Annotated in this window: 16 protein-coding genes; 7 read left to right on the top strand and 9 right to left on the bottom strand. The window is 36.5% G+C overall.

Translation table 11 applies throughout. From position 1 onward, the window contains the following. Positions 1–53 precede the first annotated feature (53 nt). Positions 54–2,336 carry an inorganic phosphate transporter gene (locus FBR08_RS03845; protein WP_158961494.1) on the top strand — a complete coding sequence of 761 codons (2,283 nt, stop codon included), beginning with the start codon at positions 54–56 and terminating at the stop codon, positions 2,334–2,336. Positions 2,337–2,425: 89 nt separating this feature from the next. On the opposite strand, the gene FBR08_RS03840 is transcribed toward FBR08_RS03845, so the two are convergent. Then, the gene (locus FBR08_RS03840; protein WP_158961493.1) at positions 2,426–3,325 is read right to left on the bottom strand and encodes a NifU family protein; all 900 of its coding nucleotides are present in this window, start codon (positions 3,323–3,325) and stop codon (positions 2,426–2,428) included. A 344-nt stretch (positions 3,326–3,669) separates the two neighbouring features. On the opposite strand from FBR08_RS03840, the gene FBR08_RS03835 reads away from it, so the two are divergent. The 3 genes from FBR08_RS03835 to FBR08_RS03825 are packed head-to-tail and all read left to right on the top strand — an operon-like array spanning position 3,670 to position 11,169. Continuing rightward, positions 3,670–9,573 carry a T9SS type B sorting domain-containing protein gene (locus FBR08_RS03835; RefSeq protein ID WP_158961492.1) on the top strand — a complete coding sequence of 1,968 codons (5,904 nt, stop codon included), beginning with the start codon at positions 3,670–3,672 and terminating at the stop codon, positions 9,571–9,573. An 8-nt stretch (positions 9,574–9,581) separates the two neighbouring features. After that, positions 9,582–10,592 carry a PorP/SprF family type IX secretion system membrane protein gene (locus FBR08_RS03830; RefSeq protein ID WP_158961491.1) on the top strand — a complete coding sequence of 337 codons (1,011 nt, stop codon included), beginning with the start codon at positions 9,582–9,584 and terminating at the stop codon, positions 10,590–10,592. Positions 10,593–10,641: 49 nt separating this feature from the next. Beyond that, on the top strand, positions 10,642–11,169 hold the full coding sequence (locus FBR08_RS03825) for a gamma carbonic anhydrase family protein (RefSeq protein WP_158961490.1): 528 nt from the start codon (positions 10,642–10,644) through the stop codon (positions 11,167–11,169). A 124-nt stretch (positions 11,170–11,293) separates the two neighbouring features. Here FBR08_RS03825 and murI read toward each other — a convergent pair whose 3' ends face one another. The 8 genes from murI to FBR08_RS03785 all read right to left on the bottom strand — a co-directional run bounded on the left by murI (position 11,294) and on the right by FBR08_RS03785 (position 19,755). Further along, positions 11,294–12,073 (bottom strand): glutamate racemase, encoded by a 780-nt coding sequence (gene murI, locus FBR08_RS03820; RefSeq protein WP_158961489.1) that lies wholly within the window; start codon positions 12,071–12,073, stop codon positions 11,294–11,296. Positions 12,074–12,133: 60 nt separating this feature from the next. After that, the gene (locus FBR08_RS03815) at positions 12,134–12,649 is read right to left on the bottom strand and encodes an OmpH family outer membrane protein (RefSeq protein WP_002989920.1); all 516 of its coding nucleotides are present in this window, start codon (positions 12,647–12,649) and stop codon (positions 12,134–12,136) included. A 22-nt stretch (positions 12,650–12,671) separates the two neighbouring features. Next, complete coding sequence (locus FBR08_RS03810) at positions 12,672–13,946, bottom strand: OmpH family outer membrane protein (protein WP_158961488.1); 1,275 nt, start codon at positions 13,944–13,946, stop codon at positions 12,672–12,674. Positions 13,947–13,975: 29 nt separating this feature from the next. Beyond that, positions 13,976–16,642: a BamA/OMP85 family outer membrane protein gene (locus tag FBR08_RS03805; protein WP_158961487.1), complete on the bottom strand. Its 2,667-nt coding sequence runs from the start codon at positions 16,640–16,642 to the stop codon at positions 13,976–13,978. A gap of 11 nt (positions 16,643–16,653) precedes the next feature. Next, positions 16,654–17,394, bottom strand: coding sequence for an isoprenyl transferase (locus FBR08_RS03800; protein ID WP_158961486.1), 741 nt, complete (start codon positions 17,392–17,394; stop codon positions 16,654–16,656). Further along, positions 17,395–18,075: a type IX secretion system protein PorG gene (gene porG, locus FBR08_RS03795; RefSeq protein ID WP_158961485.1), complete on the bottom strand. Its 681-nt coding sequence runs from the start codon at positions 18,073–18,075 to the stop codon at positions 17,395–17,397. A 134-nt stretch (positions 18,076–18,209) separates the two neighbouring features. Beyond that, positions 18,210–19,094 (bottom strand): NAD kinase, encoded by an 885-nt coding sequence (locus tag FBR08_RS03790; RefSeq protein WP_158961484.1) that lies wholly within the window; start codon positions 19,092–19,094, stop codon positions 18,210–18,212. 1 nt (position 19,095) lies between these two features. Then, on the bottom strand, positions 19,096–19,755 hold the full coding sequence (locus FBR08_RS03785; protein ID WP_233266228.1) for a CBS domain-containing protein: 660 nt from the start codon (positions 19,753–19,755) through the stop codon (positions 19,096–19,098). 94 nt (positions 19,756–19,849) lie between these two features. Between FBR08_RS03785 and FBR08_RS03780 the strand changes: the two genes are divergently transcribed. The 3 genes from FBR08_RS03780 to FBR08_RS03770 all read left to right on the top strand — a co-directional run bounded on the left by FBR08_RS03780 (position 19,850) and on the right by FBR08_RS03770 (position 24,592). Further along, positions 19,850–20,563, top strand: coding sequence for a pyridoxine 5'-phosphate synthase (locus FBR08_RS03780; protein WP_158961483.1), 714 nt, complete (start codon positions 19,850–19,852; stop codon positions 20,561–20,563). Then, entirely contained in the window at positions 20,563–21,336 is a 774-nt protein-coding gene (locus FBR08_RS03775) for an alpha/beta fold hydrolase (protein WP_158961482.1), read from the top strand. The genes FBR08_RS03780 and FBR08_RS03775 overlap by 1 nt, the downstream gene beginning before the upstream one ends. A gap of 313 nt (positions 21,337–21,649) precedes the next feature. Further along, positions 21,650–24,592 (top strand): DUF7507 domain-containing protein, encoded by a 2,943-nt coding sequence (locus FBR08_RS03770; protein ID WP_158961481.1) that lies wholly within the window; start codon positions 21,650–21,652, stop codon positions 24,590–24,592. The last annotated feature ends 203 nt before the right edge of the window (positions 24,593–24,795 follow it).

Here is a 24,795-nt window from a genome sequence, read left to right as displayed (position 1 = left end):
TGGTTTAGAGAAATAGAAGGACTTTTGCAGTACGCAAAAAAATAAAAAAATAAATGGAACAGATTTTTATTGTAATGCTAATAGCCTTAGGGATATTGGCCATAATAGATTTAACTGTTGGAGTTAGTAACGACGCTGTAAACTTCTTAAATTCAGGACTTGGATCCAAGGCGATGTCTTTCAAAGGCATTATGCTCGTGGCTTCTTTAGGAATCTTGGTTGGAGCTGTTTTTTCTGGTGGGATGATGGAAATTGCCCGAAGTGGAATCTTTGTTCCCAGTATGTTCACCTTCAACGATGTAATGATTATCTTCTTAGCCGTCATGATTACCGACGTCTTGCTATTAGATGTCTTTAATACGCTTGGATTACCCACTTCTACAACAGTCTCAATTGTATTTGAGTTATTAGGTGCCGCGGTGTGTTTAGCTGTGGTGAAAATTGTAACGAGTGACGACAGTTGGGCCACTTTGCCTTCGTATATCAATACGAAGAAGGCCTCCGAGATCGTTGTGAGTATTTTGTTGTCTGTTATTTTGTCCTTTACACTAGGGACCATCGTTCAATATGTATCGCGTTTAATCTTTACCTTCCAAGTGGAGCGTAAGATGAAATATTTCGGTGCTTTATTCGGAGGAACAGCAATTACTGCTATTTCCTTTTTTATTTTGATAAAAGGACTAAAAGGATCAAGTTTCTTAACCAAAGAAGCCTCTACTTGGATTGATCACAATCAATTGATTATTTTAGGAGGAAGTTTCGTGTTTTGGACGTTGTTTTCTCAATTTTTAATGTCCGTATTTAAGCTGAATATTTTACGTGTCATTATTATTATCGGAACGTTCGCACTAGCCTTGGCTTTTGCAGGGAATGACTTGGTAAACTTTATTGGGGTGCCCATTGCGGCGATTCAATCGTTCGAGTTTTTTCAAAGTTCAGGTCAAGCACCAGATGTTTACTTGATGGGGAAACTGGCGGAAGAAAGTGTCAAAGCGCCTTTTTATTTCCTATTGTTAGCAGGAGGTATTATGGTTTATACGTTGTGGACTTCTAAGAAAGCGCGCAATGTAATTGAAACGGAAATGAACTTAGCGCGTCAGAGTTCAGATTCTTCGGATGAGAAGTTTTCACCCAATTTACTATCTAAAGCCTTGGTGCGTAGTATGGTTATTTTTGGGGGTATTGTAAATTACTTTCTTCCGAAATCATGGCAAATCCACATGGATAAGCGTTTTGAGCAACCTGAGGTGAAAACAAAAAGCAAGAATAAGGCAGATGAGCCCGCTTTTGATATGGTACGTGCTTCTGTCAATTTGATGGTGGCAAGTATTTTGATCTCTATCGGTACGTCGATGAAACTACCTTTATCTACAACTTATGTTACCTTTATGGTAGCTATGGGTACTTCTTTTGCGGATAGAGCATGGGATAGAGATTCTGCAGTTTATCGCGTAGCTGGGGTGTTCAATGTTATAGGAGGGTGGTTTGTCACGGCTATTGTCGCATTTGTTGCTTCTTTTATCACGGCTTATATCCTTTATATTGGAGAGGTATATGCTTTAGTAGCGATGCTGATTTTAATTGGTATTTTATTATATAGAAGTAATAAGATGCATCAGCGTCTAGAGCAAGAGAAGAAACTCAAAATAGAAAAACTCAATAAAATTGATATTGTAACGATTCACGAAGTTGCTTCGGAGAGCTCTGCTCAAATTGCCAAGGTAATTGTCCGTACGAACGAATTGTATACGCGTGTTATTGACGGAGTAGCGTTGCAAAATCACGCGGATTTAAAAGCGTGTAGAAAGAAACTAAAACAGTTGGAAAAAGAAGTAGATAGCCTGCGTGGTAATGTGTACTTCTTTATCAAGAACTTAGACGAAACTACCGTGGGAGCAAGTAAGTTTTATGTATTGACTTTGGGCTTCTTACAAGACATTATTAAGTCTACCTTATTCATTACACAGAATAGTTATACGCACGTGGATAATAACCACAAAAAGCTAAAGTTTAATCAGATTCGCGATTTGAAGTTAGTCGACAATAAACTACAGAGCTTTTTGGATGAGATAGGGGCTATTTTCTTAGAAGAAAAATTTGATCGCATTAGCGAAGTCCTAGCAAATAAAGAAGAAATTACACAGACAATTGATAAATTAATTCAGAAGCAGATTGTGCGCATTCGCACTACTGAAACAAGCCCGAAGAACAGTAAATTGTATTTTTCCATCTTGTTTGAAACAGATGATATGGTGAAAGCAACTATTGGCTTGTTAGAATTGTTTGAACAATTTGATTTGGATCAAAAGAGAACGAAGTATACCTCAAGAAGTTAAATTGAGGTGTTGTGAAAAATAGAATTAAAAAAACGCTTGAAATTTGATTTCAAGCGTTTTTTTTTTATGTTTCTTCTGATTAGTCCCTTTTATCCGTTGAGGGCTTCTACAACAATAGCTTCGTCAGCAAGCATATGTCTCAACATGCTTTCAATACCATTCTTTAAGGTAAAAGTAGAAGATGGACATCCGCTACAAGCTCCTTGTAAGATTACTTGAACGATATTCGTTTCCGCGTTGTAGTTTTGGAAGGCAATGTTTCCACCATCCGCTTGAACCGCTGGTTTTACATTTTCTTCTAAGATATTAATGATGCGTTGTGACTTCTCGTCTAAAGAGTCAAAGTGAATATCTGCTTGTTTCTCTAATGCTGCAACATTCGTAACCAAAGCTTCCTCTACTGCTAAATTCCCTTTTTCTAAAAATTCCTTAATAAATGAACGCGTAGATTGAATGAATTCATTCCAATCAAACGCTTCGTATTTAGAAATGGATACATAATTCTCGTCAATGAATACTTCGCGTACAAAAGGCAGTTTAAACAGTTCTTTCGCTAGTGGTGAAGCTTTCGCCTCGTCAATGTTTTTAAACTCAACACCTTGCTTGGTTAATGCCTTGTTGGCAACAAATTTAATTACGGCTGGATTTGGCGTAGATTCTGCATAAATCGTAATAGGATGTTTTTTGTGATCATCTTTAGATTCTATTAAGATTTTCTTACCTTTAGCGATGAAAGTTTGGATTTGATCCGCAACAGTATCTTGCACGTCATCCCATTCAACAATTGAAAATTTTTCAATGGCAATAAAATTATTTGCAATAAATACCGTTTTTACAAAAGGTAAGTAGAAAAGTTCTCTCGCCAAAGGAGATTGTGCAGTTTCATCAATGTTTTTGAACTCAAAATTGTCTCCTTTTGTGATGAAATCAGGGAGGATAAACTTGACAATTGCAGGGTTTTGAGTATTTTGAATTTTAATCTGTGACATTTTGTTTTATTTTTTTTCAAAATTAACAAACTTATATTCTACGAATCTGTATATTTGGTTTTTTAAACATATAATTAACATATAATTAAGTATGAATTAACAGCGCTTGCAGAAGCGAAGTAATTCTAACTAAGAGAAGTAAGTACAATTTTTAAATTTTGCAATAATGTGTAGAGCAATTAATTATGACAAAAGTAGTTGTAGTAACTATGCGCGGAGCGATGGTTATGCGTTGAATTTTAGAACAATGTTTGATTATTTTATCAAAGAGCAATGGACTTTGGTCTTAATTAAAAGCGATATAGATGAGTAATAATAATATTTATACAATAAAAAAATCATTTATGAAGAGATTTTTATTTTTCATGGTTTTTCTGCTCACGCAAATGAGTTTCTTTGAAGCACAGGCGGAAGATCTTTTGATTTTCAACGGTCGTAGAGAGATTTGTTCAGGAACTCTATATGATGATGGTGGGCTAGCTGGTAACTATCAGCCACTTCAACGCTACGAAATGGTGTTGTGTCCAGATACGCCAGGAGGAACGATTCGTTTGGATTTCACTTCCTTCTTATTAGCACCAGGAGCTTCCTTGGCAATTTCATCAGGGGGACAAGCTATGCCAGGAAGTCCATTTACAGGACAAAACTCCCCTGGATTTGTTTCATCCTCTGCTGCGGATGGATGTATGACGTTGGTATTTACCTCTGACGATGGACCAACTTCGGAAGGGTTTTCAGCCAACATCATGTGTCAAATGAAAGCTTGTCAGAATATAGAAGTGCTCGTTCCTCGAACAGTACCTGCTTTCGATCCCAATACACCTCCAACCTGTCCGGAAGATCTAGGAGTAATTAAAGTATGTTCGGGAAGTGAAATTAAATTATATGGAGATGCTATTTTTTCTGAATCGGGTGAAGATGCAGTGTATAAGTGGACTTATAAATTCGACAGGCGTACCGTAGAGCGTATAGGGAAAAATGTGACCTACCGATTTGATGTGCCTGGTGCATATCGTATGAGATTTAGCGTAACAGATCGCAACGGTTGTGAAAAAAATAAAACTTTTATTATTCAAGTAGCCTCTTCTCAGGCGGATATCACCTTAACAACAGATAAACCAGTCTATTGTTTAGGTGAACCCATTAAGCTAGGAGCTGTAGTTGAGCTAGAGAAACAAGAGTTCATACCAGTTAAGATGGAGTGTGTTCCTGTCGATTTGCCCGATGTTCCTGGGGTGTTTTTTACAAGTGCTATCGAATTCGATTATTATTGTGATACCGAAAAAATTGAGAGACCAGAGGATATTATCGATTTGTGGATGGAGATTGTACATGGATGGGCAGCGGATTTGGATATTATTGTATTTGCTCCTAATGGGGCTTCTATGTATTTGACTAAATATATTAATGGCAATAGACCTTTTGATACAGGAATTACTTTTGGAAATGGTAATAATGTTTTTGGAATATACAATTTTAGCGATGATGCTGATTTTCCATTGCAAAATAGAAACGGTAACGTGCAGATGGCACCTACTCCTGGAAGTAGGTTCCCAGATGGTTTATATAAACCTTGGGAATATACAACGCCAAATAATGATTTTTCAAACTTTATTGGTGCGCCTTTAAATGGAATTTGGCGTTTACAAGTAGAAGATAAATGGCAAGGTCATAGTGGAAGATTAAAGTGTTGGGATATTGCATTTGATGAACGCTTTCAAAAATTAGCGTTAACTTTTCAACCAGTAATCGCGAATTCGTATTGGATGCCACATCCAGATCTAGTAATGGAGAATGGGCAAATGGTAGCTAAACCATTGTTCCCAGGTGAACATACTTATACCTATGTAGTGGTAGATGATTACGGATGTACACATACCAAAGATATTACGGTTACAGTACAAGATGCTCCTGTATTGACAGAAGTACACAATTTACAAGCGTGTATTGATGCTGCTGGAGTTGCAGAATTTGATTTAAATGATGTAATTACACAGTTAAATATTAACGATACCTATAACATTAAGTTCTACAATTCAGAACGCGATGCTCAAGCTAATAATGCTCCTATTGCTTTAACACAAACGTTGAATACGGCAGTAGATGGATTCTCAAGAACGGTTTGGGTACGAGTAGATCGTGCTGGAATGCAATGTTATGCGATGGATTCTTTTGAATTATTAGCTTTGCGTTGTGAACTAGACTTAAATGAATTGCCAAATTTATCGGTATGTAGCGAATTAGCTACAACGACGGCTCCTTTTGATTTAACGGTTCAAACACCGCGTGTATACAATAACAATCCGAATTATGAGGTATTGTACTTCTTAACCCAAGAGGATGCAAATCTAAATAGGAATGCTATTCCTACTGCTGATTTAACTCGTTTTATAGGAAGTAATGGACAAACGATTTGGGTACGTGTACAAAATAGAACACAAACGACAGAATTTACGTTAACATCGTTTCAGTTGTTTATCAACCAGGTACCAACAATGCCGAATATTGGTAAGATATTTGGTTGTCCAATCGAAGGAAAAACAACAGGGGTGTTTAATTTTAATTTGACAACACCAGTTATTATTGCGGGTCGTCCAAATGTAGAAGTGGTTTACTTTAGAACAGTAGCAGGTGCGATTAATAACGATGCAAGTGAAATTATTCACAATACAGCAAATTATGAATCTGCTACGGGAACAATTGGTGTTCGTTTAGTAAATCTTCGCACAGGTTGTTATGGTGTTTATCCAATTGAACTAGAAGTGGCAGTATTGGCTGAGATCAATGATAGCTTAGAGCTTTTCTCTTGTAGTTTAAGTACAGCACCAAATGGAATCGGAGAGTTTGATTTGAGACAGGCGACAATTAGCTTGTTGGGTGATCAAGTGAGTCCTTATATCGAGGTGAAATACTTCCGTTCAATTACGGATGCAAACCAAAATATCAATGCAATTGGTACGACGAATTTTGTTAATACAGTGCCATTTACGCAAACAATTTATGCTAGAGTCGCTTACGCAAGAAGTACGTGTTTCCAAGTGGTACCTGTATTGTTGACGATTAGCCCTAAAGTAGTTGTTCCAGAGCGTATCATGTTCTCCATGTGTGTGGATAATCCAAACCGTGAGATGATTGTCGATCTAACAACAAAAGAGGCAGAAATTACAGCGCAATTAAATGGTACTCCATATCGAATTGATTATTATACTTCGCGTGTTGATGCTGAAAATAGTCGCAATTCAATTGTGAATCCAGAAAATTATTCTAGTGCCTTAGGTAGAAGTGTGTGGGCAAAAGTAGAAGATTTAAACACAGGCTGTTTTAGTTTGACTAATATTGTACTTACGCCAATCTTAATGCCAGTGATTCCTACTGTAGTGGATTATCAAAAATGTGAAGACCCTGCTTTAGGACAAGGATATGCAACGTTTGATTTATTAGATCATGTTACACATTTAATTGGAATTCAATTAGGACTTGAGGTGCGTTTTTATGGTTCAAGAAGTGAAGCAGAAAGACAAGTGAATGCTTTGCCAAATAACTATGTGAATATCCAACAATACGAACAAACAGTTTATGTGAGATTTAATTCGGATACCGGTTGTACTGAAATTAGACCAATGAAATTAAAAGCATTGACAACTCCGGTGTTGAATATTCCAACAGATCCAGTGGCTATTTGTAGTGTGAATAATGATGGGTTCGGAGTGTTTGATTTGATGAGCTTAGTGAATTCATTGCAAAATGGAGATCCAAATATTGTCATTACTTTTTATGAGACAGAGCAAAATGCTTTGGCAGGAGTAAATGCAATTCCAAATCCAAATCAGTATAATAATATTACAGCAAATAATGCGATTGTATATGTTAGAGGAGAATTAGCAGGTGGATGTTTTACAGTGAAACCATTGCATTTAACTGTAGTTGCTACCCCATTAAATCCAATCGATTTACCTGATTTGGTAACGTGTAGCGATGATCCTTTTTCTGATATGGGAGTTCTTTTCAACTTGCGTATTCAAGATACAGCAATTTTAGCAGCTCAAAATAACAGCGATGTTCAAATTCAGTATTTCTTAAATGAGCCAGATGCTTTAGCAAGACGCAATGCGATTTCTAATCCAGAACGTTATGTAAGTCTTAGGAATAACCAAACGATTTGGTATAGAGTTACAAGTAGATTGAGTAGCTGTTTCGCTACTGGAAACTTTAAAATTATTGCCAATGTTCCATTAGCAATTAACAATCCATTGCCAATTGAAATTTGTCAAGCATCCTTGCCAAATACAGGTAGAGGAACGTTTGACTTAACAATTAGAGAATTGGATATTTTAGGTCGAGTAATTGATCGTGTTACTTTTGATTATTATTTAACAAAAGAGGATGCACTAGCGAATAGAAATGCTATCGCAAATCCAAGACAATATCCAAATACAGGTAACCCACAAACGATTTGGGTAGCTGTAAATAGTTTCAATGGATGTAGAAGTTATACTTCAATGACAATAAAAGTATTGCCATTGCCAAATGTGAATTTCAATCCTAAACCTATTTACGAGTGTGATTCAAGTCCGACACATATAGATGGGCTGGCTAGATTTGATTTAACAGTTAGAGAATTAGAAATTGCAAATCAATCGGCAAATTATAGTTTTGAATATTACAATACGAAGCGTGGAGCTGAGGAAAGAGATCGATTTGATAGAATTATTTTCCCTGATCAACATCTTTCTGGTACTACGACTGTATGGGTAAGAGTAAATTCAGAATTGAATGGAAATACGGGATGTGCAGTGCTTGTGCCTTTACAGATTGGCGTGAAACCAGTTCCTGTATTTGCTCCAGTGAACTTCCTTATTTGTGAGGAAAATACATCAGGATTCCACAACTTCAATATGCTAGATAAGTTAGATGAGATATTGAATGGTGAAAATCCAGCAGATTTTGATGTGTACTTCTATTTAGATAGAAATGACGCAGAAAGAAATAACATTGGAGTTGCTATTCAACCACAACGTACAAACCAAACACGTGGATTTGAACAAATTTTTGTACGCGTAGTTAGAAAAGAATCAGGTTGTCACTTTGTAGGCGTATTGAATTTAATTGTTGAAGAAAAAGTTTTTGCTTTTGATATTAGCTTAGCTGATAAAACAAGAATTGAGAAATGCGCAAGTCCAGCAGGATCTGCAGGAACTGCTACTTTTGACCTTAATTTGTTCACAGATGAAATTATCATTGGACAAAATATTGATGCAGCAAACTTAGGTGTACAGTATTATTATAAAAATGTATTAATTGATCCAGCACAATTAGGTAACTTTAGATTGCCTATCGGTACACATGAAATTGTTGCAGTGGTAAAACGCCCAGGTGCTAATTTCTTCTGTCAAGATGAAACGAGATTTACACTTACTGTGTTTGAAACGCCAATCGCGCCAGTATTAGCAGCAGGACCATTAGTATGTATTGATTATACGACTAAAAAATTACTGGATCCTTATACAATTGATTCTGGATTTAAAGGTGGAGATTATGAATTCCAATGGGAAAGAAGAAATGCTACAGGTGGAATATATACTCCAATTGCAGGTGCTACAAAATCATATTATGTAGTAGAAAGCATTGAATTAGGAAACGTGTTTAGAGTAGTTGTTAAGTTTAAAGGACAACAATGTTCAAATACTAGTAATGCGATAACGCTTAATTTTGTTGAAGAGATTAAGATTAAAATCACAAATGCTGATTCAAAAGGTATTCTTGGAGCAATCGATGGTGAAGAGCGAATTTCTATTATCGTTGAAGATCCAAAAGATGCAAGATTGTTTGAATATGCTTTAGATGAAGGAGCTTATCAAGATTCGAAAATTTTCTATGATGTATTAAATGGAACGCACAGAGTTTGGGTTCGATATAAAGATCAGCGTTCAATTTGTCCGCAATATGTAGATGTGTTTGTTTTAGGTTATCCAAGATTCTTTACACCGAATGGTGATGGATTTAATGATACATGGAATATTCCTACATTGCAAGGTCATCCAGAAGCTGTGATCTACATTTATGATAGATATGGTAAATTATTAACTCAGTTTACTCCTGCTAATGGAGGATGGGATGGTACATTTAATGGAAAACAAATGCCATCTACTGATTACTGGTTTACTGTAGAGTATTTAGAAGAAGCTAAACAAGCAAATCAAGTTCCTCGAAAAGTTCAATATAAAGGACACTTCTCATTAAAACGATAATTTAGGATATGAAAATATTTAAGAAGAGATATTTAGCAATTGCGTTATTAGTTACTCAAATGGGTCATGCGCAAGACGGTGGATTACCTATGTATTCGGATTATTTGGCTGATAACTATTATTTGATTCACCCAGCAATGGCAGGATTAAAAAATAGTACACAGGTACGAGGAGCGATAAGACAACAGTGGGGTGATACAGATGATGCACCACAAACGCAAACTTTAACAATCAATACCCGCGTCGGAGAACGATCGGGTATTGGTATCATCGCTTTCTCAGATAAGAATGGTTATCATGCTGAAAGTGGAGCTAAGTTGACGTATGCACATCATATTACTTTCAGTGAGTCACGTTATGAATTGAATATGTTGTCGTTTGGTATGAGTGCAGGTTTTGCTCGTACTACACTAGATGAAACAAAATTTGGTTCTGTTTATGACCCTGTGTTAAGTGGTGGTCTTGAAGTAAAAGATAGCTATTTTTCTGTTGATTTTGGAGCGGCGTATCACCGTGGAGAATTTTTCTCTATGTTCACCGTAAAAAATGCAGTTACAAGTAAAAGAGAATTGTATACAGATGCAGAAAGCAACAATTTTCGCCGTTACTTATTAGGTGGTGGTTATACTTTCGGAAACACGCGCTACAATGGAGGATGGATGTATGAGCCTTCTGTGTTAGTGCAGTATGTTGAAGAAACGGAGATGAAGTTAGCTGATGTGAATATGAAAGTGTATAAAACTTTCGAAGACGCTAAACTTTGGGCTGGTGTTTCTTACCGTCGCGATTTTAATCGAGCGGAATACATGAAAAGTGGAAAAAGCAAAAAACAAGCAAATCAAAGTATCAGTCCACTAATTGGAGGGTCTTATAAAATGTTTAGTTTTACTTACACGTATACACATGAATTAGGAGATAATACGTTTAACAAAGGAGGATTCCATTTATTCACACTTGGAGTTGATTTATTTGCAAAACGAAGTACATTAGATTGTAATTGTCCTAACCTACACGATTAAAAAAAAGTCCCGATATTTATCGGGACTTTTTTTTTAAATATAACAAAGTATGCTAATAAAAGAAATAAGAGGGAAGTACCCCAATATAGCAACGGATTGCTATATTGCAGAGAATGCTACTATTGTCGGAGATGTTACAATCGGGCAGTCGTGTAGTGTTTGGTTTAATGCAGTAATTCGCGGTGATGTGAATTCGATTGTCATTGGCAATAAGGTAAATATCCAAGATGGAGCAATTATACACTGTACCTACGAAAAACATCCTACAGTTATCGGAAACAACGTTTCAATAGGACACAATGCTATGGTGCATGGTTGTGTTGTACACGATAATGTGTTAATTGGTATGGGAGCTATCGTGATGGATGATTGTGTCATTCACAGCAATACGATTATAGCTGCGGGAGCTGTAGTTACGCAGCATACTGTAGTGGAACCAGGAAGCATTTACGCAGGTGTTCCTGCAAAGAAGGTAAAAGACATTGGTGCTTCGGATTTCGCAGGGGAGATTGAGCGTATAGCCAATAATTATGTGATGTATTCTGGTTGGTTTAAAGAGGCAGATCAAGAGAAATAAATAGCGGTTAGCACAAATATTTGCTAAATAGAAAACAGTAGTGGATTCATGCATTACTGTTTTTTTTGAATATTGGTAAGGATTTGGCAGAAAAAAAAAGCATTGCTAGTGTGCAATGCTTTTTTTAAAATTCAATTTGTTGAACTTGGATATCTTTTGGTGCGAATGTTTGTAACACAGAAGGGTCTACATTGGTGTAAAACAGGGTGTGGCCAGGTTGATTAGTTGTAGTCAATAATTGATGTTCAGCTAATACTTTTTGGGTGTGTTTTGCAACTGCTTCACCAGAGTCAATAATTAAAATATCTTCGGGAATAATTGTTTTTATAATAGGGGTTAAATAAGGATAGTGCGTACACCCTAAAACTAGAGTATCCATGCCTTGCTCGACCATGGGAAGTAAATAGAGTTGTAAAAGATCCTTCATTTCTTGGGTATGGAGTTGACCCGCCTCAATCAAGGTGACTAAATTATAGCCGATTTGTTCGATTATTTTCACATTAGGGTATAGTTTTAGCTTGGAAGTAAATAAATCGCTTGTAATGGTTCCTTTTGTAGCTAAAACACCTATGGTTGAGGTTTTTGTCAGTAGAGAAGCTGGCTTAATAGCTGGCTCTATTCCTATGATGGGGATGGTAAAGGAAGAACGCAGTTCTTGAATGGCATTTGTGGTTGCTGTATTGCAAGCAACAATAACCAATTTACATCCTTGATCAACCAAGTATTTTACGTTTTTATGGGATAGGGCAACAATAGCTTCTTTGGTTTGTGTGCCATAAGGTGCATTCTTCTGATCTGCTAAAAAAATGGTGTCTTCATAAGGCATTAAGTTGCGAATCTCTTGCCATATTGTGGTTCCACCTATACCAGAATCAAATAAACCAATGGGATTTGTGTTTTTCATAAGTAGAACAAAAATAAAAAAGTCCGTTGTAAAAACGGACTTTTTTTGAAAATATAAAAATTATTTAATACCTAATTCTTTTTTTACATCAGCTGCTAAGTTTGTACCGTCAGCTAATAAAACGCCAGAACCCATTGATGAATCTAATACATATTGGATTCCTTGAGCGCGAGCTACTTTTTGGATTGCTGTTCTAGCTTTCTCAAAAATAGGTTGTGTTAAATCAACTTCTTTCTTTTGTAAATCTTGCGAAGCTGTAGTTTGGAACTGTTGGATTCTTTGTAAAAGATCTTCCACTTCTTTTTGTCTATCTTCGTTTACTTTATCTCCTACAGTAGGAGCTTCAGTTTGGTATTTTTGAGCTTTTGTTTGGTACTCAGATACCATTGTTCCGTATTCTTTTTGATATTTTTCGCTTAATGTTTTTAATTCTGCCTCAGCTGATTTCATAGCAGGCATTTCTGTAATCAAAGCTTGAACATCGATGTGTGCAACTTTAGTTTGGGCTGTTGCTGTAGTTAAGCTAACGCCAAAAAACATTACTGCTGCAATCAATAAGGATTTCATTTTTTTCATTGTATTCGTTTTTTATATTATTTTACTTGTTACTTTTTGCGGCTTCAATTTGTTTTTTCATTTCTTCTTGTTCTTGAAGCATTTTTTTGCGTTTTTCTTCTTGTTCTTGTTGAACGCGTTGTTTTATTTCTTGTTGTTTACGCTGCGTTTCCTCTATTTGTTTTCGACGTTGTTCTAGGGCTTCAGTTTTCTTTTGCTCTTGTTCCACTCTTCGCTTGGTTTCGGCAGCTTGTCTGTCAGCAATTAATTTTTCAAGTTCTTCATTCTTGTCATTTTTTTGCTGTTTTTCCGCTTCTTCTCGGCGTCGATCTTTTTCTTCTTGTTCTCTTTTTTCTCTGGCAGCTTTTTGCTTTTCCGCTTCTTCTTGCTGCTGTTTAATTTGCTTTTCTCGATCTAATTGAAGTTGCTCTCTCTTTTGTTTATCCTCTAGCTTCTTCTGTTCAATCTCTTCTTGTTTTTGTTTCAGCGCTTGCTTTTGCGCTTCAATTTTCTCTTGTCTTAAACGTTCAGCTTCTTCTCTTTTCTCTTCTAACTCTTTTAACTTCTCTTCTTGTTGACGTTTTAAAGAGTCTTCTTTACTGATTTGTTCATGCTCTGTCTTCGTTTGCTGTTGCTTCTGCTTTTCTTCTTTCTGTTCTTGACGCATTTGGCGTTCAGCTTCTTCTCTTCTGCGTTGCTGTTCCTCACGTCGACTTTGTCTAAGCGAAATAGCATCTTCTTCTTTTTCCTCTTTCTCTACAGCTTCTACTTGCTCTGCTGTCATGTTTTGTTTTCTTCGAGCAGCGGTCATGCGACGAATGACTAAATTACTAATATCATATCGTTTATCGGCTATTAACATCGTAGTTTCAGCATTCTTGTCTAAAACATAATCGTATTTTCTTGCCTCAGCAATATCTTGAACCATAGAGAATACTTGATCTTGAATCGGTTTCGCTAAACTTATTTTTTGCGAAAAGTACTCTCCATCTGTACCAAAATATTTTTGTTGATATTTTAAAAGATCGTCTTCAAGAGAACTGATGTCTTCTTCTTTTTCATTAATCAAATCACGAGTAAGCAACACTCTTTCATTTGCTAAATCCGTTTTGAGTTTTTTAATCTCTTCCTTTTTCTTGTCAACTTCTTGTTTCCAGCCTTCTGCACGTGAGGCTAATTGTGCACTAGCCTCTGTGTATTCCGGGACGTGTTGCAAGATAAGTTCCATGTCAATATAAGCAACTCGAGCAGACCCTCCTTGTGCAAAGGAAAAGGAATAACCAAAAATACTGATTAAAAAAATAAAAAGATACCTCATAATTTGTTAAATTTTAGCAAAGTGTATCACTAAAACTGTTGACCAAGGATGAAGTGTGTCTCCCAACCGTTTTTCTGAGTTGTTCCTGGAGGTGCATCAAATCCATACCCGAAGTCAATACCCAATAGACCAAACATAGGCATGATCACGCGAACACCTAATCCAGCCGATCGTTTTAAATCAAATGGATTGTAATCTTTGAATGAATCATATGCTGCTCCAGCTTCTGCAAATGATAATACATATACAGAGGCACTTGGTTTTAGTGTAATAGGATAACGTAACTCTAGGGTGAATTTATTGTATATCGTACCACCAATTTGTTCGCCATATTGATTTATTGGCGTCAAAGCCTGGTTTTTGTACCCTCTCAATTGGACAACCTCACGACCGTCTAATGAGAAGTTAACTAATCCATCTCCTCCAACATAGAAACGCTCAAACGGAACAACACCACGGTTGTTGTTGTACGCCCCCATGTATCCGAATTCTCCTACTGTTCTAAATACTAATTTATCAAAAATTGTGGTATACCAATCACCTTTGAACTTTAATTTATAGTATTCTAACCAATTAAATCGTTTTTGGTCTACTTTACTAGCATCTGCTGTTGCATCTTGCCAGTTGCTCACGGGTTGTCCTGCTGCATTTAAGTAGGTACCTTCTGGAATTATTAAACCTGTATTAGGATCGATTTGTCCTGCTTTTGATTTGTATTTGTACTCTTGTTGATTGCCTAAATTCTTGTAATCAACATTGTTGAACAACGAGTACGGTGGTGTAAACTTACCACTGATGCTAAAGAACGAACCAAAAGTTGGGAAGTTTGGATCCATTCCTCGGTTGTCTCTCGTTAATTCGATTTGGTAGGCTAGATTTCGCGAAGAACCATCACCAAAGGTAAATAACCCCGTGTTGTAGTTCTTCATGTCGTAGTATTGGAAACTCAACGTGTGTGATAATACAAAGTAATCATCAGGTACACTTAATTGTTTCGCAACCCCAAGTTGTAATGTTGTAATGTTAAAACCTCTACTGCGATCTGTTCTTCTGTTGTAGTAGTCGTATAGATTCTGTGTACTGTAGGCAATGGTACCAAATAAGTTCACCGGTTTCTTTCTACCTAACCAAGGTTCTGAGAAACTCAAACTATACGTTTGATAATAAGAACTTCCTTGTAATCTCAAAGCTAAAGATTGACCATCTCCCATTGGAAATGGGTGGTATGCTTTTTTATTGAAAATATTGCGCAAAGAAAAGTTATTGAATGACAATCCCAAGGTTCCGATGAAACCACCTCCACCGTATCCTCCTTGTAACTCAACTTGACTGGATCCTTTTTCGGCTACGGACCATTCAACATCTACCGTTCCCGAAGTTGGATCGGGGTTTAATACATCTGGAACAATCGCTTGAGCATCAAAAATATTCAAAGCTCCTAAACGTCGCATCGTTTCCATAACCATAGCTTTACTCCAGATTTCTCCAGGTCTAGTTTTTAAGGTACGATGAATAACGTGGTCATGTGTATACTCGTTCCCGCGAACAGTGATGTTGTTAAAACGTGCAATAGGACCTTCTGTGATACGGATTTCAAAATCAATGGTATCATTCGCCGTCTTTACCTCTACCGGGGTAATGTTAGAGAATAAATACCCGTTGTTTTGATATTGATTCGTTAAATCATACGCATCTGGATTTGATGAGTCCTGTATGCGTTTGTTTAATAAAACACCATTGTAAACCTCGCCTTTGTCAATTCCTAAGATATTGCGAAGTTGATTGTTTGTGTATACTGTATTTCCGATGAATCGAATATCACCAATGTAGTATTTGTTTCCTTCTTCTACATCGATATTAATCGCCATGCGATTCGTTTTTGAATTGTATGCAGTTGTATCTGTTATAATACGAGCATCTCGATATCCTTTCTCTTTGTATTTGTCAACTAAACGCGTCAAATCTTCTTCGTATTTCGATTGGATGAATTTCGAAGGTTTGAAAATACGTAAAGGGTTAAAAGGACTGCGTTTTTTCGTGTCTTTTAAAGCTTTGCGCAACTGTTTGTTTGTCAGTTGTTTGTTACCGTCAAAAGTAATATCTGAAATGCGGACTTTTTTTCCTTTGTCAATGCCTACAACTAAATCTACGTATTTACCTGTTGAATCCGTAGCTACAGTGTTTAGTGTCACTTTGGTATTAAAGTAACCGTCTTTTTTGTATTTGTTTAAAAGGAAATACTTTGTTGTTGATAGCAAGTTTTCATTGACAATTTTACCTTTTGTCAATTTTGCCTCTTTGGTAACAGTTTCAGATTTCGCTTTTTTGAAGCCTTTTACTTTTGCACTATTCAAACGAGGTAATTCATTTAAAGTAAGCTCTAAATTGATAGTGTCGTTAACAATAGATGTTTCGTAAATATTAATGTCTTTAAAAAAACCGAGTTTCCACAGTTTCTTTAAAGCATCTGAAATCTCTTCTCCAGGAACAGAAATTTTTTGACCTTTATTTAAACCCGTAAAAGTTACAACCGTTTGAGGGTTGTAATTAATTTTACCAGTTACTTTTATATCTCCTAAAATGTAAGTTTTAGGGGTTTCTAAAGTAGGAATATTGCCCCCTTGCTGTGCTTGTGCACTACTACAAATTAGACCTGCAATAAACAGAGCAAAAAGTGAGATGCCTTTTTGAAACATTATTTTCGTTTTTATTTAATTTGTTCACTAGTTTTTCCAAATCTTCTCTCTCTGTTTTGATAGGATAGAATAGAACGATAAAGTTCGTCCTCTGAGAAGTCCGGCCATAATACCTCCGTAAAATACAATTCTGCATAAGCAATCTGCCAAAGCAAGAAATTACTAATTCTTTGCTCTCCACTTGTGCGAATTAACAAATCAACATCAGGCATATTATGCGTGTAAAGATGCTCATTAATAATTGATTCGTCAATATTGTCTTCTGAAATTATATTATTTTTAACTTTAATAGAAATTTCCTTAATTGCGTGTATTATTTCTGCTCTGGAGCCATAACTTAATGCTAAAGTTACAGTCATCCTTTTGTTTTCTTTCGTTTTATCAATTGCGTCAGTTAACTTATCTCGAACTTTTTCGGGTAGTAAAGCTAAATTTCCTATCGCATTTAAGGCGATATCGTGCTTCATGAATGTAGGGATTTCCTTTGTCAATGCTTTTATTAACAGCTCCATTAATTTGTCTACTTCGTACTTGGGTCTGTTCCAATTTTCTGTAGAAAAAGCATATAATGTCAGATAGTTGACACCCAATTCTGCGCAAGTTGTAATAGTTGTTCTAAGGGATTTTACGCCATTTTCGTGACCAATCGTTCGTAGAAAACCTCTTTGTTTAGCCCATCTACCATTGCCATCCATGATAACTGCAATGTGCTTTGGTAGATTGCTCATGTTAAGTTGTTCTTTCAATTTCATTTAATCTGCGCAATAACAAGGATTATGTCCAAAAGTATAACTTATTGTAATTCCCGAATAGAAAAACCAATCATTTCCATTTTTTCCAAAGCGATAGCGTTTTGTGCTAGCTGAAGTAGGATTACTGCCATCTAAATTATCGGTGAATGTATAAGTCGCAGTTACTTCTGCATTAATATTAATCTGAGGATTTACTCTAATTTTCATTCCCGCAGCAAAGGGAATCGCTGCGTTGTATTTTTTGTCACCTTTAATCATCTTTTTATTTCTGTGGTAAATGTCAGTGTAACGAATACCTGATATACCAGCGTAAAGATAAGGAGTCATAGCAAAATTTTCTTGGTGTAAATCAAATTCAAAAAAGTTGAATTCAATTCCCAAACTCAGTTGCTGTAGTGTATTGTCAAAACGCAAGCCTCTTTCTTTTCTACTTTCACTAGAAGCATCAGCGTCATTCCCGGTTAGTTTTGTTTGACTAAAACTCAAGCGATAGGAGTGTCGCGGGCTCTTGTTCCATCTATAAAAAATGTTATAGCCTATGTTCTTTGGATTGACGAACTGTGTAGATCCCACATCACCTACATAGTTTGTACCTCCTAAACCAAAGCCTACCTCATGAATTTGAGCGTATGCTAAAGGCATGGTAAGTAGTAAGATAAATGTAATTAAGATCTTTTTCATTTTGTTAAAATAATTCACAAATATAGTAATAATGAACTTTCTTTGTTTGAAAAAAAAGATTTTGTTGCAGTTAATACGAACAAAATCTTGTGCGAAACAATAAATGTAACAAAAAAAAGGGTGCGATTCGCGTGTTAATTGCGTTTATCTTCGCCCCACAGTAATTTATTTCGCAGTGTTTTAATAAAACTCTGTTGAGGAAATTCTACTAAATTAATAGTGAAGGGAGCTTTTGAAATGGTTACTTCTGTTTCGTTGTTTACTGCTTGAGTACTACTGTCAACAGAAAGTAAAAACTGACTTTCCCTAGCGTTTACCTTTAGTTTAATCGTGAGGTTATCTCGTATCACTAATGGGCGTACATTTAAATTGTGCGGTGCCAAAGGCGTGATTACAAAGCATCCTGTTTCAGGTTCAATAATGGGGCCTCCACAGCTCAAGGAGTATCCTGTGGATCCAGAAGGGGTTGAAATAATTAATCCGTCTGCCCAATAGGTGGCAAGGTATTCATTATCTAAATACGTCTCCACAGTAATCATGGATGTTGTGTTTTTCCTCGATACGGTTATGTCGTTTAAGGCAAAGTTAATGTCGAAATTAGAATTAGCCACCGGGTTACAATCGATGGTGAGTAAAGCTCTTCTCGATAATTTGTATGTGTTCTGAAACAAATGAGGTAAATGCTCTTCGATTGTGTCTTCTTGAATGTTTGCTAAAAAACCCAATCGACCAGCGTTAATTCCCACAATGGGAATGTTTTTGTCTTTGATGAAATTTGCAGCTCTCAACATTGTACCATCACCTCCAATACTAATAAAGAAATCAACATCCGTAGGAAGTTCATTCTCATTTCCGAAAGTTTCGTATGTAGTAGGTAATAGATTTATTTCGTTTAATAAATCGTAAAAATGATGCTCGAAAATAATGGTAGGGTGGTAAGACTCCAATACATGTAATAAGCGACGAACGATTTGTTGTACTATTGTTTTATTGGTTTGCCCGTAAATTGCAAATTTCATACTATAGGTTTAAAAATTTGTTTAGATAATTAGAGTGCTCAATCAGCTTGTTTTGATGTAAATCTTCATCGTGTTGAGAAATAATATCAAAATCAAAACGTCGAAAGTCTTGAATAATTGTCTCAATGTTTTTCTGACTAATTCGCAACAGGATTTGAGTTTTTTGTTCTTTTGTTTGTAGCAGTAAAATACCGAGTAACTTGGCGTTGTTGCTTTCCACCAATTGCACTACTGTTGAAAGACTGTAGGCCTCTGCGTGTGTTTCAATAATGAGAGTTGTACCTAATTCAGCAAAAAATGTACGCTCTACTAAATCTGCGGTTAAAGCTGCCTTGGGTAGCATTCCTCTCAGATGCATCTCTTCATCAACAACTGGTAACAAGTTACACGTGTTGAGGATAAATGTATCGACTATTTTGGCTAGATCGTCAGTAGTGTAAACAAAAAGTGATGCTATGTGGTACTTGAGATTTGCAATTTTTTCCGTTTCATCAGTATCGTATAATACATCAGTAGCCAATGTTCCCATCCATTTATTGTCCGAATCGACAAGAGCAAGATGCGAATAATCATGTTGGTCTAAAAAGGCAATCCCATCACGTACTAGCATATCGCTAGTGAGTGTAGGTGCGTCGATGAGTAAAGATTCTAAGGTTGTCAAAATAGGTTCGATTGAATTGCTGTTGCAAAATAATTAAAAATAAACCAATAAGCCTTAATTATACTTTGTATTTTTGTTTTTTAATATCTTAATTATGACAAAGCTATCTGTAAATATCAATAAAATTGCTACCTTGAGAAATTCAAGAGGGGGTAATGTACCTAATTTATTAAAAGTTGCTGAAGATGTGCAAAAGTTTGGTGCTGCGGGGGTAACTATTCATCCTAGACCAGATGAACGTCATATTCGTTATCAGGATGCAAGAGATTTAGTGCATGTGGTATATACAGAATATAATATTGAAGGGAATCCTATGGATGACTTCTTGAAATTAGTGTTTGAATGTAAACCAACACAGGTAACTTTAGTGCCAGATGCGGTAGACGCCTTGACGTCGAATGCTGGATGGGATACTGTCAAGCACAAAGATTTTTTAACAGAAGTAATTCAAGAATGTAAACAACAGGGAATTCGCACCTCCATTTTTGTCGATCCGGTGCTGGAGATGATTGAAGGGGCTAAGTTGGTAGGCACAGATCGCATTGAGTTATATACGGAGGAATTCGCAACGCAATATGGATTGGGGAATGAGAAGGGAATTGAGCCCTATATCAAAGCAGCAATGTTGGCTGTTGAACTAGATTTGGGTATTAATGCCGGACATGATTTGAGCTTAGATAATATCCAGTTCTTTAAAGCCAATATTCCCAATTTACTAGAAGTGTCTATCGGGCATGCATTGATTGCGGAATCGCTTTATCTTGGATTGGAAAATGTAGTGAATATGTATATAAATAAATTGAGTTAATGGCAGACATTTTATATTCAAAAATAGAAGGAGAAGGAGGTATTCCGATGCTTGTTTTACATGGCTATTTTGGCATGTCTGACAACTGGAATACTTTTGGTAGACAAATGGTCGAACAAGGCTATGAAATGCATTTGATAGATTTGAGAAATCACGGTCGTAGCTTCCATTCAGATGATTGGTCCTATGATTTTATGGTAGAAGATATTGTGCGCTATATGGATCATTATGCGATGTGTGATGCTGTCGTATTAGGACATTCTATGGGGGGGAAAGTAGCCATGCATTTAGCTGCTAAACACCCAAGTCGAGTAGAGAAGTTGATTGTGGCAGATATTTCACCCCGTACCTATGCACCGCACCATCAAGATATATTAGAAGCTTTAAATGCAGTTGATTTTTCTTTAAAACCTTCCAGAAAAGAGGTGGATGAAATTGTTAGTGCGCGCATTAAAGATTTTGGAACAAAACAATTTTTGTTAAAGAGTTTGTACTGGAAAGAACCTGATCAATTGGCTTTTCGATTCAATTTAGCGGTGTTTAATAAAGATGAAAATGCGATTGGAGAAGGTATTGATGAAGCAAGTTTATTTGATAAACCAACCCTGTTTATACGTGGAGGAGCCTCAAAATACATTCAGGAAAATGATGAAGTGTTAATTCAAAAGTACTTTCCTCAAGCGGTAATTAAAACGATTCCCAATGCAGGGCATTGGTTACACGCCGAGAATCCGCAGCTATTCTTTGAAATAGTCGCTGAATTTTTGGTTTAAATCTAGCTGTAAATTAGAATAAAAAAAGGCTCTTGCAGTGCACTGCAAGAGCCTTTTTTTATTGGGTATTGTTAATTTGTAGTATAATTAAGGGTGTTTGAATAGTGGTTTTTAATTTGTTTTTTATTTAAAAAACTAAATTTTGAATATTAAAATAAAATAAAAAATGATTTTAGACTATTTTTTTGTTTTTGATTATTTGCTGTATAGTTAAATTTAACTTAAATTGGACCAATTTTGATTTAGAATCAAGAAAGCCTGAAATGAACCAATGTAGGTTTTGTACGAACCAACTTAACATCAAACTCTATTTATGAAACAAATAAACTATTTACTTCTCGGCATTCTGCTTTTGTTGAGTAATGCCGTATTTGCTCAATATTATAAGACACATCACATTGCGCCAGCTCCTTGGCAGTACTGGAGTACTGCGAATCAGATTGTAATTGGGACACTATCAACAACTCCGGTAGAGGTTGTGCTGAAAAAAAGTGATGGAACGCTTTTAACAACGTTAAGCGTGACAGCAAATAACCCAATTTCTTATCGCTTTGTAGGAACGGCGAATACACAGAATCGCAATGTTGTGAATACCACGTATAACGATCGCGGTTTAGTAGTCGAAGCAACAGAACCGGTATTGGTTAATATGCGAAATATTGCCTCTGACGCAAGTGTAGGATGGACGTCTTTAGGAGTAGATAACATTAAGGGGAATGCCTCTTTAGTGAGTTTTGGTGAAGAGGGGTTAGGTGTAGAATTTCGCGTGGGATATTATAGACAGAGTACACAAGGATTATACGATAATACACCTGTTTATTCGGTTATGGCAACGGAAGATGGAACAGATGTAGAAATAGGACAGGCAACTGGAACAACTACTTTTACCCTGAATAAGGGGCAAAGTAGATTGTTTACCGCTCCTTTGGGTAGTGCTTTAAAAGCAACGAAAGCCGTAGTGGTCAATGTGGGGAACTGGGGAGATACCCCTAGACTTTGTGGTCCAGGAGGTATTAATGGTCAAGATGGTACTTTTGATCAGGTCGCGCCTGTGCATATGCTAGGGAATCGTTATTTGGTGGTTCGTGGGGAAGGAACAATTCCTAATGATACTCAACGCAGTCAGTTTCTTGGATCGGAGCAAAGTTTAATTGTAGCGACAAAAGACAATACAACAGTTACTGTTAAAAGCTTTACACCACAAGGGGTAGAAACAGGAACTATGGTTACGCAAGTCTTGGCTAATGCAGGAGATTATTATTCGTTTTATCACGGAGATGGTCGAAACCCTAATTCGTCAAGTCTGATTGTATCCGATAATGAAGTAATTGTATACGCGGGTACAGCGGTGGAATGTGAAACGGATATTTCAACTGTATTGCCTATTGGAGGATGTGCGGGGTCTATTAATATTCAAACGAAAAAGTTTGTCAATTACAATGACGGAGGACTGCCATACATGGGATTCGCTATTATTGAACATCCAACAGAACTCGTGTATATTAATGATCAAAACATAGAAACCGTTACAGGGAGAGCTAGAGTTGCACTCGGAAATAGTGGTTTTTATATGATTACATTCAATCATACTTCTATAGGAAATCCAGAGAATATTGTCTTGCGTTCAGGATTGCCTTTAACGGCGAGTTTGGTTCAGCAAGGTGATGGGTTTTCGATGTCTGCTTTTTTCTCTTCTTTTGGAGAATCGGCTAAAGCGCCTATTAAGGTGAAGCAAAATGACAACTGTACTGTGCGCATTGAATCTGAGGAGAATTCGCTAGAATACGAGTGGTTCTTTCAAGGAGAATCATTGGAAATTACGACAGAAAACTTTATCGATGTTGAGAAAAGTGGGATGTATTCCGTAAAAATAAAAAAGGAATGCGGGTGGAGTACGATGTCGTTGCCTATTGAGGTATTAGTTAAGCCTTGTACTGATTTATCGATTGCCAAAAAAGTGAAATCGCAAAAAGAGGGAGAAGCTGTTTTTATTATTACGGTGAAAAATTTGGATGAAGTTTTTGCTGATCCTAATGTTGTGGTAACTGATTTGCTGCCGTCGGGCTATGAGTTTATAAGCTATACTGCTGATCAAGGAAGTTATGATGCAACTACAGGAGAGTGGAATGTGGGAGAATTGGATCCTCAAGCAGAAGTGAGTATTGAAATTAAAGTAAAGATCAAAAACGGAGGTGAATATAAAAATATAGCTACGGTTGTAGGGGATAACATTGATAATAACTTAGCAAATAATAAAGCTGAAGCTATTGTAGCTTTGGGGAAATTAGAATTCACTAAAAAGGTCATAGGGCAAGAATACAATCGAATTGGCGATCGCATTGAGTATGAAATTATTGTAAAAAACATAGGCGAAATTGCCATTAAAGAGCTTGTGCTCACAGATGAAAATGCAGATGCAGGTTCCTTAAGTCCAGCGTCAATTGCGGTATTGGAACCAAGAGAATCGGTAACCGTGAAAGCCTATCACACCATTACGGAAGCAGATTTCAGAGCGAAACAAGTGGTTAATCAGGCTTCTTTAACAGGGGTGACACATGGGGGGACTATGACGCAATTGTCGGATGATCCTACTACTGCAGAGCGAAATGACGCTACAATTGCTGTTATTTTGTATCAAGCAGATTTACACGCGGTAAAAGATGATGGTATTCAATACTATATTCCTGGTCAACAAACCACTTATACTATTGTCGTTGAAAATAAAGGGCCTGGATCAGCTGTGGATGTCGAAGTTACTGATATGATGCCAGAAGGTGTAAAACAAATGGTGTGGAAGAGTTCTTTAGGTTCATCGGGTGAAGGTGATTTAATCGAGGTGATTTCACGATTAGATGTAGGGGAGCAGGTGACCTATGAAGTTACTTTGACCATACCTGAAAAACAGACGAATGCCTTTATTAACGTTGTTACAGTGGTAGCAACAGACAACGAGGATCCCGTTGAAGCTTGTGAAACATGTAGCGATATTAATTATCAAAAAGTGTTTATCCCTAAGGGGATTTCTCCAAACGGAGATGGATTAAATGACTACTTAGATTTAAGTAATTACAATGTTGTGAATTTAAAAGTGTATAATAGAAACGGAATATTGGTGTATAACGCAGGAAAGTATGAAAAAGAATGGTACGGGCAATCTAGTTCAGGAAATAAACTGTTGCCGACGGGAACTTATTTCTACGTGATGCAAAATATCCTAAAAGATACATACTCGGGGTGGATTTACCTGCAATACTAAATTGAATTCTTACGTTTTTAGTTTATAGTAAAAAAAGCTGTCTTAACTAGTTAGGGCAGCTTTTTTCTTTTTTACACAACAGCGCTTTGTACTGTTAAAAGAATAGCGAAAGAGAAAGGAGCGGGATTGGTTAATTAAGAAATAAAATAAAAAAGTAGTAATAAAAAGATATATGTGATTTGAATTTTTATAAAAAACAGTAG

This window comes from Myroides fluvii (assembly GCF_009792295.1).
Lineage (GTDB): Bacteria > Bacteroidota > Bacteroidia > Flavobacteriales > Flavobacteriaceae > Flavobacterium > Flavobacterium fluvii_A.
Note: the sequence above shows the minus strand (reverse complement) of the source record. Positions and strands in the feature narration are given on the sequence as shown.

What these genes read in the sequence shown, in the direction of transcription:
- FBR08_RS03845 (WP_158961494.1), top strand. Translation starts at nt 54, where the DNA reads ATGGAACAGATTTTTATTGTAATGCTAATAGCCTTAGGGATATTGGCC.
- FBR08_RS03840 (WP_158961493.1), bottom strand. Translation starts at nt 3,325, where the DNA reads ATGTCACAGATTAAAATTCAAAATACTCAAAACCCTGCAATTGTCAAG.
- FBR08_RS03835 (WP_158961492.1), top strand. Translation starts at nt 3,670, where the DNA reads ATGAAGAGATTTTTATTTTTCATGGTTTTTCTGCTCACGCAAATGAGT.
- FBR08_RS03830 (WP_158961491.1), top strand. Translation starts at nt 9,582, where the DNA reads ATGAAAATATTTAAGAAGAGATATTTAGCAATTGCGTTATTAGTTACT.
- FBR08_RS03825 (WP_158961490.1), top strand. Translation starts at nt 10,642, where the DNA reads ATGCTAATAAAAGAAATAAGAGGGAAGTACCCCAATATAGCAACGGAT.
- murI (WP_158961489.1), bottom strand. Translation starts at nt 12,073, where the DNA reads ATGAAAAACACAAATCCCATTGGTTTATTTGATTCTGGTATAGGTGGA.
- FBR08_RS03815 (WP_002989920.1), bottom strand. Translation starts at nt 12,649, where the DNA reads ATGAAAAAAATGAAATCCTTATTGATTGCAGCAGTAATGTTTTTTGGC.
- FBR08_RS03810 (WP_158961488.1), bottom strand. Translation starts at nt 13,946, where the DNA reads ATGAGGTATCTTTTTATTTTTTTAATCAGTATTTTTGGTTATTCCTTT.
- FBR08_RS03805 (WP_158961487.1), bottom strand. Translation starts at nt 16,642, where the DNA reads ATGTTTCAAAAAGGCATCTCACTTTTTGCTCTGTTTATTGCAGGTCTA.
- FBR08_RS03800 (WP_158961486.1), bottom strand. Translation starts at nt 17,394, where the DNA reads ATGAAATTGAAAGAACAACTTAACATGAGCAATCTACCAAAGCACATT.
- porG (WP_158961485.1), bottom strand. Translation starts at nt 18,075, where the DNA reads ATGAAAAAGATCTTAATTACATTTATCTTACTACTTACCATGCCTTTA.
- FBR08_RS03790 (WP_158961484.1), bottom strand. Translation starts at nt 19,094, where the DNA reads ATGAAATTTGCAATTTACGGGCAAACCAATAAAACAATAGTACAACAA.
- FBR08_RS03780 (WP_158961483.1), top strand. Translation starts at nt 19,850, where the DNA reads ATGACAAAGCTATCTGTAAATATCAATAAAATTGCTACCTTGAGAAAT.
- FBR08_RS03775 (WP_158961482.1), top strand. Translation starts at nt 20,563, where the DNA reads ATGGCAGACATTTTATATTCAAAAATAGAAGGAGAAGGAGGTATTCCG.
- FBR08_RS03770 (WP_158961481.1), top strand. Translation starts at nt 21,650, where the DNA reads ATGAAACAAATAAACTATTTACTTCTCGGCATTCTGCTTTTGTTGAGT.